Origin of the sequence: Nocardia sp. NPDC047654 (assembly GCF_043205035.1) — a bacterium.
In the GTDB taxonomy this organism is placed as follows: Bacteria; Actinomycetota; Actinomycetes; order Mycobacteriales; family Mycobacteriaceae; genus Nocardia.
Window position 1 is genome coordinate 25,322 of sequence record NZ_JBIDDF010000031.1, and the last position, 10,922, is coordinate 36,243.

The 10,922-nt window shown below is 70.0% G+C and carries 9 protein-coding genes and 1 pseudogene; 1 reads left to right on the forward strand and 9 read right to left on the reverse strand.

What is annotated here, in order from left to right; genetic code table 11:
• Window positions 1-34: 34 nt before the first annotated feature.
• The 3 genes from ACGF7Y_RS35915 to ACGF7Y_RS35925 all read right to left on the reverse strand — a co-directional run bounded on the left by ACGF7Y_RS35915 (window position 35) and on the right by ACGF7Y_RS35925 (window position 3,113).
• Complete coding sequence (locus ACGF7Y_RS35915) at window positions 35-979, reverse strand: copper transporter (RefSeq protein ID WP_393242191.1); 945 nt, start codon at window positions 977-979, stop codon at window positions 35-37.
• Window positions 980-987: 8 nt separating this feature from the next.
• On the reverse strand, window positions 988-2,202 hold the full coding sequence (gene steA / locus ACGF7Y_RS35920) for a putative cytokinetic ring protein SteA (RefSeq protein ID WP_393242194.1): 1,215 nt from the start codon (window positions 2,200-2,202) through the stop codon (window positions 988-990).
• A gap of 476 nt (window positions 2,203-2,678) precedes the next feature.
• Window positions 2,679-3,113 (reverse strand): hypothetical protein, encoded by a 435-nt coding sequence (locus ACGF7Y_RS35925; RefSeq protein WP_393242197.1) that lies wholly within the window; start codon window positions 3,111-3,113, stop codon window positions 2,679-2,681.
• A gap of 446 nt (window positions 3,114-3,559) precedes the next feature.
• On the opposite strand from ACGF7Y_RS35925, the gene ACGF7Y_RS35930 reads away from it, so the two are divergent.
• Window positions 3,560-3,979 carry an SRPBCC family protein gene (locus tag ACGF7Y_RS35930; protein ID WP_040866165.1) on the forward strand — a complete coding sequence of 140 codons (420 nt, stop codon included), beginning with the start codon at window positions 3,560-3,562 and terminating at the stop codon, window positions 3,977-3,979.
• A gap of 9 nt (window positions 3,980-3,988) precedes the next feature.
• Here the strand turns inward: ACGF7Y_RS35930 and recN are convergent, their stop codons facing one another.
• The 6 genes and pseudogenes from recN to ACGF7Y_RS35960 form a co-directional block, all read right to left on the reverse strand.
• A complete protein-coding gene (gene recN, locus ACGF7Y_RS35935) occupies window positions 3,989-5,773 on the reverse strand; it encodes a DNA repair protein RecN (protein ID WP_040866164.1) in 1,785 nt (594 codons plus the stop codon).
• A complete protein-coding gene (locus ACGF7Y_RS35940; protein WP_393242201.1) occupies window positions 5,751-6,710 on the reverse strand; it encodes an NAD kinase in 960 nt (319 codons plus the stop codon). The genes recN and ACGF7Y_RS35940 overlap by 23 nt, the downstream gene beginning before the upstream one ends.
• Window positions 6,707-7,528 (reverse strand): TlyA family RNA methyltransferase, encoded by an 822-nt coding sequence (locus ACGF7Y_RS35945; protein WP_393242204.1) that lies wholly within the window; start codon window positions 7,526-7,528, stop codon window positions 6,707-6,709. The genes ACGF7Y_RS35940 and ACGF7Y_RS35945 overlap by 4 nt, the downstream gene beginning before the upstream one ends.
• Before the next feature lies 1 nt (window position 7,529).
• Window positions 7,530-7,829 (reverse strand): hypothetical protein, encoded by a 300-nt coding sequence (locus ACGF7Y_RS35950; RefSeq protein WP_393242206.1) that lies wholly within the window; start codon window positions 7,827-7,829, stop codon window positions 7,530-7,532.
• Between the two features lie 13 nt (window positions 7,830-7,842).
• Window positions 7,843-8,733, reverse strand: a complete 891-nt coding sequence (locus ACGF7Y_RS35955) for an HAD-IIA family hydrolase (RefSeq protein ID WP_393242208.1) — start codon at window positions 8,731-8,733, stop codon at window positions 7,843-7,845.
• Window positions 8,734-9,102: 369 nt separating this feature from the next.
• Window positions 9,103-10,167 (reverse strand): annotated as a pseudogene (locus ACGF7Y_RS35960) (hypothetical protein); the annotation flags it as partial.
• Window positions 10,168-10,922 lie beyond the last annotated feature (755 nt).

Consider the following 10,922-nt stretch of genomic DNA (forward strand, 5'->3'; position numbering starts at 1 on the left):
TCCTCCGGATGTCCGCCGACGGCCGCGCGCCCGGTCAGCCCGGAACCGCGGCCAGCGTGAGCGCGGTGGCCTTGGCGCCGGTGCCGTAGCGTCCCGCGCCACCGTTGAGCTGCTCACCGAGCGCAAGCACGGTCGTGACCCGGCCGAGTTCCCGCTCGAGATTGTCGACGGTGCTCACCTGGGCCGCGAGCGCGGCGTCGGCGCGGACCACGGCGATCGGCCCCTGCTGGTCGGCGGCGCCGGCGCGGCCCGCGAGGACCACTCCCGCACCGCGGCCACGTAGGGCGCCCGCGAAACGCGCGCTGTTGGCGCCCACGCCGTTCTCGGCGGCAGCGACGCCGTTGCCGGTGATCACGACCGCGAGCTGCGCGGGCCGCACCGGCGTTTCGCCGTAAGCGAGGAAGCCGCCGCCGCGCAGAGTCTCCAGGACCAGCCCGAGCTCCTCCGGGGTGCTCCGGGTTTGCCCGGTGGCCGGGTCGAGCAGGAGTACCAGGCCGAGCAGATCACCGGCCATACTGCCCTGATCCACCGCGCCGGTCCGCAGCTGCGCCCCGGCCGGGATGACGTTCGTGACGGCCGAGCGCATCCGGTCGCCCTCGGTGGCGTCGACGAACGCCTCGGTGAGCGCGATCCGGCCGGTGACGCCCGCGCCGGCGACCTCGAGCGCCTTGGTCACCGCGTCGACATCTCCGGGATCGGCGTCCGGGGTCGTGAACACGACGACGCTGCGGTCGGTGAGCGCGCCGCCGAGAATGCGGCCCGACGATCCGGCGATGAACCGATCGGCGGCCACGGCCTGCTCGCCGAGCCGCCGGTTCTGCTCGGTCAGGATGTCCACCTGCTGGCGCAGGTCGGACTTGTCCGCCCGCAAGGCCGACAGCAGGTCGGCCGCGAGCGTCTGGGATCCGAGCACCACACCGATCGCGAGCGCGAGGAAGATCGCGACGATCGAGACGGCGTGCTGGCGCAGCGAAATCATCGTTCTCCTCAGAATTCCAACGATCCGGCTTGCCCCTGCACCCATCGCGCGAGGCGGTTCCAGGCGTCCACACCCCAATCCACGACGTCCCCGCCGCTGTTGGACGCCAGCAACACGACGATCACCGCGACCAGCGCGGCGAGCACTACCAGCGCGACGGCGACTCCGGACACGCGGTTGCGATACAGGGTGGCCACCGCCTGCGCGTCCATCAGCTTCGTACCGACCTTGAGCCGGGTGAGGAAGGTGGCCGGATTGCTGTCGCGACGGCCGCGGTCGAAGAAGTCGTCGAGCGAGGCGGGCGCTCCCGCGGTGACGATCAGCGCGGCGCCGTGATGGTCGGCCAGCAGCAGCGCCAGATCGGCGGCCGAACCCGAGGAGGGGAAGGTCGTCGCGCCGATGCCCAGGTCCTGGATGCGTTCGAGTCCCTTGGCATGTCCGTCGGTGTCGGCGGGCAGGATCACCTCGGCGCCGCATTTCATGGTGGCGCTGGTGATCTCCTCGGGGTCGCCCACGATGACGTCGGGCCGGTATCCCCGCCTGCGCAGGGTGTCGGCGCCACGGCCGACGCCGATCAGGATCGGGGTGTACTCCTTGATGAACGGCTTGAGCCGCTGCAGATCCTCGGCGTGCTCCGGGCCGTCGGCGACGACCACCACGTGCCGGTGCTTCATCACCAGATCCAGCTCCGGAACGCCGAACCCGTCGATGAGCAGCGCGCTCTCGGTGCGGATGAACTCGATGGTGTTGCCCGCGAACGCCTCGAGGTGATCGGCCAGGCCGTTGCGCGCCTCGAGCATGCGCTCCGCGATGGCGGTCTCGGTGAGTTCGATGCCCTCGACGAGAACCTCCGGCTCCTTCTTGATCAGCTTGTCGGCGTAGACCACACCGTCGACCACGCGGACCTTCACACCGTCCTTGATCTTCTTGAACGCATCCGAGCTCACCGTGTCCAGCAGCAGGATCCCGTGGGCCACGAGCGCCTCGGGGCCGAGGTTCGGGTAGCGACCGGAGATGGACGGCGAGGTGTTGATCACCGCGCCGACGCGGGCCTCGACCAACCGGTCGGCGGTCATCCGGTCGAGGTCCATCTCGTCGAGGACGACGATGTCGCCCGGTCCGACCCGGCCGAGCAGCCGCCGGGTGTTGCGGTCGACCCGGGCCGTCCCGATCAGACCAGGCAGCGTTTCGGTGTTTCGCGACAACAGCGCCGGCATCCTCATGGGGCGATGATGAGCGCAAACTCTCAACCATTGGTGGAGGCGCGCCGTCTCACCGACCGCATGACGCCTCTGTGTTACCTGTTAGCAATCCGACCAGCACCGTCGCTCGCCCACGCACGGAAGGCGCCCCACATTCATCAGGGCAGATCACTCCCTTGGAAACCCTCGGTCGACATCCGCAAACCTGCCAACTTATGAGAGATGAGACCTGGCCTCCAAAGAAACACCAGTGTCAGCAATCAGGACGCGAATGTTTTGCCGATCGGCGGTGACGCGTATAAACCCTCCCCTCCAGCAGACAGCGAATCCAGTGCTACCCATGCGCGACAGACGGGTCGGATCAGGTCGGATCGCCGTCGTCGCACGGACTTGCCGAGCGCCACGACTTCGCCGGACCGGTCGCGCACCAGCAGCCGAACGAGTTTCCATCCCCGTGGTTCGGCGCAGCCGCCGACAGCTCGCGTCTCGATCATCGATCAGCACCACTTCGCCTGCGGGCGGCACACGGTCCAGCCATCGCCGTCCGGCCGCTGCGTGCGCGTCCACGCCGATTTCCCGGCGCCGTTTCCGGCACTGCTCTCGTCCGGACCGGGCTTGTTCCGCCGGTGATACTCGCGCAGCGCATGCTGATGCTCGTTCTGCCGCAGTGGATTCGGATCGGAGTGCTGATATCCGAACGGGTCGATCGCGTGCCACCCCGTGGAGTCGCGCGAACCCGAACGACCGGAGTGGTCGGAGCCGGACAACGACTCCGCGGCCGCTCCGCCCGCCGCGGCCACCGTCCCTGCGGCGAGACCGGCGACGATCAGCGCGAAGGCCCTCTTCTTCGATGATTTCCGGCCGCACCCGGACACCAGCCCGAAGCACCGCGCTTCGCCCGTCCTGGTCCTTGCTGGGAGAACGCTGCACATGACGGCCCCTTCGCCTCGGTGCTTCCCGCTATCCGACGGAATTCATCCGCCGTTCATCTACTGAGTTCCATAGTAGATCAGAAATCGGACATTGCGGACATCGACCGGGTGCGACACAGAGGGTCAATTCGAAATGCCTTGATCGAGACCTTATTTGCCGAATCGAACCACCCTCGGGCGCGTACACTCTCAATCGCAGCCGACAGCGAGCACTGCACTATTGCCCGTCGTTTCACGGATGCCATCCGTAGTTCGACATACCGTTTCCGTGACGACCGCCGCTACCTCACACCGACCCTCGGCTCCGGACGCCTCCACCGCAACGGCTCGGTAGAGCCGACTACTGGGCGACTCGCCGCCGATTGTGATGCGGGCGACACGATCACCGAGCCGCGCCCGCTGTAGCTATATGCTGCCGGTCACACGTAACTGGAAGAGGAGATTTCATGGCCAGCACCACCGTCGACGCCGTCATCGCCGCCCCGCGCGAGGTCGTGTACCGGCTCTTCGCCGACCGCGAGAGCATCAGCCCCTACATCCCGGTCCAGGTCAAACTGGTCAAGCCCGGCCTGACCGAGCGAGAAGGCGTCGGCGCGCAGCACCTGATCGGCCTCGGCCCGGTCGGCGTCACCGAGGAGATCACCAACCTCGTGCCCGGTGAGCGGATGGAGTACAAGATCGTCAAGGGCGCGCCGGTGAAGCGGCACGTCGGCATCGTCACCTTCGCCGACGCCGACAACGGCACCCTGGTCTCCTACACCATGGAATCGGACCCGTCGCTGCCGGTGCCCGCCAAGGTGCTGGAATTCGGCCTCAAGAACCTGATCGGCACGTTCATCAAGGGTGCGCAGAAGGCGGTGCGCTGACCGGCGCGCTCAGCGCGCGGCCACCTCGGCGCCCGCCTTCTCGGCGCGCGCCGTCGCCAGCAGTTCCTCCGCGTGCGCGCGGCCGGTCTCGGTGTCGTCGAGACCGGCCAGCATGCGCGCCAGCTCGACCACCCGCTCGTCATTGGTGAGGGCCCGGACACCACTGTTGACAGCGCCCTTGCCGTCGTCGGATTTGTCGACCACGAGGTGGGTGTCAGCGAACGCCGCGACCTGCGGCAGATGCGTCACCACGATGACCTGGTGAGTGCGCGCCAGCCGGGCCAGCCTGCGGCCGATCTCCACCGCGGCTCGCCCGCCGACGCCCGCGTCGACCTCGTCGAACACCATGGTCGCTCCGTGATCGGAACCGGCGAGCACCACTTCCAGCGCCAGCATCACGCGCGACAGTTCACCACCCGACGCACTCTTGCTCAACGGCAACGACTGCGCACCCGAATGCGCCGCCAGCCGGAACTCGGCCTCATCGGTGCCCGTGGCGCCGGCGTGCAATTCCCGGCCGTCGACGGTGAGCGGCGCCGAGTCCTGCGCTCCAGCGAGCAACGGCCGCACCTCGACCTCCAGACGCGCCTTGCCCATCGCCAGGCCGCCCAGTTCGGCGCTCACCGCGGCCGCCAGCTTCCCCGCCGCTTTGCTCCGCGCGGCGCTCAGCTTCTTCGCCGCCTCCCGCACCCGTTCGGCGGCGGTGTCCACTTCGGCGGCCAGTTTGCCCAGCGCCTCCTCGGAGACGTCGAGCGAGCCGAGCCGGGTGCGCGCCTCCTCCGCCCAGGCCAGCACACCGTCGATGTCGGGTGCGTACTTGCGGGTCAGCGTCTTCAATTCGGCCTGCCTGGTGAGCAGTGAATCCAGCGCTCCCGGATCGGACGGCAGGTCCGAAAGGTATCCGCTCAGGTCGGTGGTCACGTCCACCACCACGGCGATGGCCTCGGCCAGGCGCGGCGCGAGCGCGACCAGCGCCGGGTCGTCGGCGGCTTCGATGCGGGCGCGCGCGGCGCCGAGCGCTTCCAGGGCGCCGGAACCGTCTTCGGGCGCTTCGGCAGGGCCGGCCAGCGCGTCGTGCGCGGTGGCCGCCGCCTCCCGCAGCGAATCCAGATCGCTCAGCCTGCGCACCTCGTCGACGATGCGCACGTCTTCGCCGGGTTCGGGCGCGATGGCGTCGATTTCCTTCAACGAGTGCTCGAGCCGCTCGGCCTCGAGGGCCAATTCCCTGCTGCGCGCGGTTCGTTCGAGCAGCTCGGTGCGGGCGTCGAGCCATGATCGGCGCAGCACCTGGTATTTGCGCAGCAGAGCGCCCACGGTGTCGCCCGCGAACTGATCCAGCGCCGACAACTGCTGGTCGGGGCGCTGCAAACGCAGCTGATCGTTCTGGCCGTGCACGGTCAGCACAGGCGCGGTGAAATCGGCGAGCACCGAGGCGGGAACGCCGCGGCCACCGAGATGCGCGCGGGAGCGCCCATCGCTGCCGACCGTGCGGATCGCGATGACGCTGCCGTCGTCGTCCTGCTCGGCCGCGGCCGCTTCCAGCACCCGCGCGACCTCGGCGCGCGCGGCGTCGTTGACGTCGTCGATGGTGAACCGGCCCTCCACCACCGCGCGGGAGGCGCCGAGCCGGACCCGGCCCGCGTCCGCGCGGGCACCGCTGAGCAGATGAAGGCTGGTCACCACCATGGTCTTGCCCGCGCCGGTCTCGCCGGTCAGACAGGTCAGTCCCGCATGGAACTGCGCGGTCGCGGTGGAAATGACGCCAAGCCCGTCAATCCTGATCTCTGTCAGCACGTGTGCTCTCCGTTCGCCGTCGGCCACGCCAGCCTGTCACGGGCAATTGGAACTTGCGCACCATCCGGTCGGCGAACGGTGCGGAGTCCAGCCGCACCCAGCGCACCGGTCGAGCGCCGCGAACCGCCTCGACCCGGCCACCGCTGGGGAGTGCGAGCGTGCGCCTGCCGTCCAGGAAAACTATCGCATCGTGTCCGGTCGCCACAGACTCGACCGCGATACGCGAATCCGGGCTGGTCACCAGCGGCCGCGCGAACAGGGCGTGGGCATTGCTCGGAATCACCAGCAAGGCTTCGAGTTCCGGCCACACCACCGGACCGCCCGCGGAGAAGGCGTAGGCGGTCGACCCGGTCGGCGTCGAGACCAGGATGCCGTCACAGCCGAACGACGACACCGGGCGGCCGTCGACTTCCAGCACCACTTCCAGTACGCCCATGCGCGAGGCGTTTTCGATGCTCGCCTCGTTCAGCGCCCAACCGCTCTCGACCACCTCGTCCTCGACCCGGACGGTGACGTCGATGGTCATCCGATGCTCGATGGTGTAATCGTGCCGCACCACCTGGGCCAGCGCCTCGTCCAAGTTCTCGGCCTCGGCTTCGGTGAGAAACCCGATGCGGCCGAGGTTGATCCCCAGCACCGGCACCCCCGCCGGGCGCGCCAGTTCGGCGGCGCGCAGGAACGTTCCGTCGCCGCCGAGCACGAGCACCATCTCGCAGCCGACCGCCGCGTCCGGGCTGTGCTCGACCACGCGCACCGGGTAGCCGCCCGGCTCGGCGGCGAAGCGCGTGCTGTCCGCCTCGTCGGCGAGCACACGCAGGCAGATGCCCGCGTCCGCGAAGATCTTCGCCACCCGGTGGGCGGTCTCGATGATCTCCGCGCGGCCGGGGTGTGAGACCAGCAAGATCTCCCTGCCGCAGGGTTGGGCCGGCGCGTTCACTGTGGACCCTCCTCAACCGCACGCTCGACCAGCGCGGCGACCTGTTCGGCGTCGTATTCGAACGGCCCGTCGTTGCGCAGCCACAAGAAGTATTCGACATTGCCGGACGGCCCCGGCAACGGGCTCGCCACGACGCCGGCGGTGCGCATGCCCAGCTCCGCGGCCACCGCCGCCACCGTGCGCACCGCGTCGGCGCGCAGCGCGGGATCACGCACGACGCCGCCGGAGCCGACCCGTTCCTTACCGACCTCGAACTGCGGTTTCACCATGGGCAGCAGATCGGCGCCCGGCGCCGCGCAGGCGGCCAGCGCGGGCAGCACCAGGCTCAGCGAAATGAAGGACAGGTCGCTCACCACCACTTCGACCGTGCCGCCGATGGTTTCGGGCGTCAGGTTGCGCACGTTGGTCCGGTCGAACACCCGGACCCGCTCGTCGGTGCGCAGGCGCCACACCAGCTGGCCGTAGCCGACGTCGACCGCGACGACCTCCCGTGCTCGCCCGGCCAGCAGGACGTCGGTGAAACCGCCGGTGGAGGCGCCCGCGTCCAGGCAGCGCTTGCCCGCCACCGACAACCCGTCCGGCTCGAACCGCTCCAGCGCGCCGAGCAGTTTGTGCGCGCCGCGCGAGGCCCAGGACACCTCGTCGGGCTCCTCGCGGACCACCAGCGGCGTGCCCGCCTCCACCGCGGTCGCCGCCTTCACCGCGACCGTTCCAGCTATCAGGACGCGGCCAGCGCCGATCAGCTCGACCGCGTGTTCTCGCGATCGCGCCAATCCGCGGCGAACCAGTTCCGCGTCCACCCGTGCGCGCCTGGCCACCTCAGATCTTGTCCACCGTGGCCAGGGCCTGTACCAGCACGTCATGTGCCTGCTCCAGGATGCGAGCGCGGCGGGTGATGTCGACGCCTGCCTCGGCGCTGTCGGTCGCCGGCGCGGCTCGGCCGGGGCGGTCGAGTTCGGCGAGCAGGCTGTCGACCTCGCCGCGGATTCGATCCGGGTCGGCGGGCTCCGGGCCGCCTTGCGTACCCGGCAGGTGCTGACCGGGCAGCGGGACCCCGGGGCGGGGACCTTGCGCACCGGCGGAGCCGGGACCGTTCGGACGAGGTATAGGACTAGTCATCGTGGCGTCAACGCTATCGGATTTCCGAATCGGACGCGCGGACCGTCACAGCTCGTCCCGGGTTCCGCCGCAGCATCTCGCCGAGGTCGGTTTCCGGCTCGGCGGCTGCGGCCGCGTGATTGAGGGCGTCGAGCGAGTCGGCGACATAGGTCGGGATCTGCCCGTCCGGGGCCTTGCGCAGTTCATCGATTGTGCTGACACCGGTGAGCACCAGCAACGAGTCGAGGCCGACCCGGTTGGCGCCCTCGATATCGGTGTCCAGCCGGTCGCCCACCACCAGGGCGGAACGGGAGCCGGCCCGGATGAGCGCGTCCTCCAGCAGGGGCGCATACGGCTTGCCCGCGACGATCGGCTCCCGATCGGAGGCGGCGCGCAGCGCGGCGACCATCGCGCCGTTGCCCGGCGCGAGGCCGCGTTCGTTCGGCAACGTCCGGTCGGTGTTCGCCGCGACCCACAGTGCGTCCGTGCGCAGGGCGTAGGCGGCTTCGGCGAGGTCCGGCCACGCGGTATGCGGTGAATGTCCTTGCACCACAGCGGCGGGCGCGTCGCCGTCGGAGCGCCGGATCGGTCGCAACCCGACAGCCTCCACCTCGGCGGCCAAGTCGTCGGTGCCGACGACCAGGACCGGCGCGCCACGGTCGAGCCGCTCGGCCAGCAACCGCGCCGCCGCCTGTGCGCTGGTCACCACGTCGTCGGCGGTCGCGGCGAAGCCGAGTTCGGACAGATGCGCGGCCACGACCTGCGGACCACGGCTGGCATTGTTCGTGACGTACACCAATCGCCGGCCCGCCTGCCCATCCGCGGCGAGTGCCTCCGGCGCTCCGTCGATCACCTCGTGCCCGCGATACAGCGTGCCGTCCAGGTCGAGCAGCAGGGCTCGGTAGCGATCTCGTAGTCGCTTCACACCACTCTCACTCCGTGTCACCGATCGGCCGTGCCGACCCATCACCGCCGGGCCCTCCGGCAGCCCATCCGCTCGGCAGATCCGAGACACCCGACACTACGCCGACGCGCGGGCCGGACAGACGTGGCGTCAGCCACTCCAGCCGCACCGGATCTCGAGCGCCCCAGCATAGATTCGCAGATCACGAGTTCATGATCGCGGCCACCGCTGATCCGATCGGCCTTGCTCGCCACATGCCCGCGCCTGCGGCGAAATTCGCGCAGGCTCCCGGCCACTTCCCGAACCATCTGTCCACGTGCCCGGCACTGGGCCCCGGGCCCTCGGGAGCCGGCCACCCACGGGGCGCGGCAACCGCTATCGCCGACAGGTTCAGATGTCGCTGTCACCCGTGAGTTCGGCGGCGCGTTCTTCGGCGTCCGTGTCTCCGTCGAGGTCGGCCGAGGCGGCGTTGAGGAACCAGGTGAGGCCCTCGTCGGTGCGCCCCGCGGCGACGAGGGCGTCGGCGTAGGCATAGAAGAGGCGGGCCGCGGCGGAGCCGGTCCTGGACGGGTCGAGATCCGAGGTCTGCAAGGTCACAACGGCTTGGTCGTACTGGCCGAGGTCCATTCGTGCGCCCGCGACGACCATACGCAGTTCGGTGGCATCGTCACCGCGCAGGGCACGCGCCTCATCGCTGCGACCGAGCTCGATAGCGCGTTCAGGACGGCCCAAGCCACGCTCGCAGTCGGCCATGACGGCCAGCAGGCCGGAACCGCCGGACATCCGGCGCGCCGTGCGCAGCTCCGACAAGGCCTCCGCCCATTCGCCGGCGTGGTATGCCACCACTCCCGCGGTCTCGCGGACGACCGCGATCCGCCCGGCCCGCTGCCGCGCGGCCCTGGCATGGGCGAGAGCGAGGCCGGGATCGTCGTCGACCAGGCGCACCGCCATCACCAAGTGCCGGGCGACCGTCTCCGCGTTCCCCTTGTCCAAACTGAGCAGGTCGCGCCGCACGGCGGAATCCAGATCGGCTGCCTGCACCTCGTCCGGCAGATCGGGTTCCTCCGGCCGCGGCGGACGACGGTCGAGGGAACGGCCCCCACCGACATGGGCGCCTTCGCCGCCACGGCGGCGATCCGGTGATGAGTCGTCGCGCGGTGTCCGATCCCCGCGATCCGCGCCGCCGCGCTGCCCTGCGCGATCCGGTCCCTGGCCACGGCGATCGTCATCGCGGCGCTGGAATCCGGACGCGCCGCGCCGCCCCGCGTCACCGCGCTCGCCGGAATCGCCACGACGCTTGAACCCGCCACGCTCGCCCGGTTCATCGCGGCGGGCATCGCCCCGATCGCCGAAATCGTCCCGGCGACGCGGGAATCCACCACGGGAATCGCCACGATCGGATCCGCCGCGCGCGCCGGACTCGCCGCCGGGGCGGAATCCGCCGCGCGAGTCGTCGCGCCGCTCTCGGGAATCACTCCGGCGTTTGAAGCCGCCGCGTTCACCGGAGCCCTCGGAGCGCTTGAATCCGCCCCGATCGCCCGATCCGCCTCGGCCGGCGGAACCGCCGCGATCCGCGGACTCGTCCCGCCGCTGGAAACCACCGTGCTTGGGTGCGTCGCCGCCGCGGCGGAAGCCACCGGTGTCACCACTCCGGTCGCCGGAGTCCTGACGCCTGAACCCGCCGCGCTCGCCCGATCCGCCGCGCTGGTCGGAACCGCCACTGTCGCCCCGGCGGTTGAACCCACCGGAACTCTCGCGTCGCTGGTAACCGCCTCGGTCGGACGTATTGTCGCGGGAGCCGGAGCCACTCGAGTCACCGCGGCGACCGAAGCCCCCGCGCTCCCCCGAGTCACCGCGACGGTTGAACCCGCCGCGCCGGCTCGCATCCTGCTGGTTGTCATCTCGTCGGCCGGACCCGGAGTCGGGAGCGCCGCGCCGGAAGGGCTTCCGATCGTCATTTTGTTCCGGCACGGTGCTCCCTTTCTTGGTATCGCGAAAGTCTGTATCCCACGAATTCAATCACGTACCCGTCGTGGGGCGCGGGGCACGGCAAGTTCGCCGGAGCACCGTTTGGTGCTCAAACGCCGATAGGGGACCCAGATTCTGGGTCCCCTATCGTGAAGGATGTTCCGGCGGTGTCCTACTCTCCCACACCCTGTCGAGTGCAGTACCATCGGCGCTGGCAGGCTTAGCTTCCGGGTTCGGAATGG

What these genes read in the sequence shown, in the direction of transcription:
- ACGF7Y_RS35915 (WP_393242191.1), bottom strand. Translation starts at nt 979, where the DNA reads ATGATTTCGCTGCGCCAGCACGCCGTCTCGATCGTCGCGATCTTCCTC.
- ACGF7Y_RS35950 (WP_393242206.1), bottom strand. Translation starts at nt 7,829, where the DNA reads ATGACTAGTCCTATACCTCGTCCGAACGGTCCCGGCTCCGCCGGTGCG.
- ACGF7Y_RS35930 (WP_040866165.1), top strand. Translation starts at nt 3,560, where the DNA reads ATGGCCAGCACCACCGTCGACGCCGTCATCGCCGCCCCGCGCGAGGTC.
- steA (WP_393242194.1), bottom strand. Translation starts at nt 2,202, where the DNA reads ATGAGGATGCCGGCGCTGTTGTCGCGAAACACCGAAACGCTGCCTGGT.
- ACGF7Y_RS35925 (WP_393242197.1), bottom strand. Translation starts at nt 3,113, where the DNA reads ATGTGCAGCGTTCTCCCAGCAAGGACCAGGACGGGCGAAGCGCGGTGC.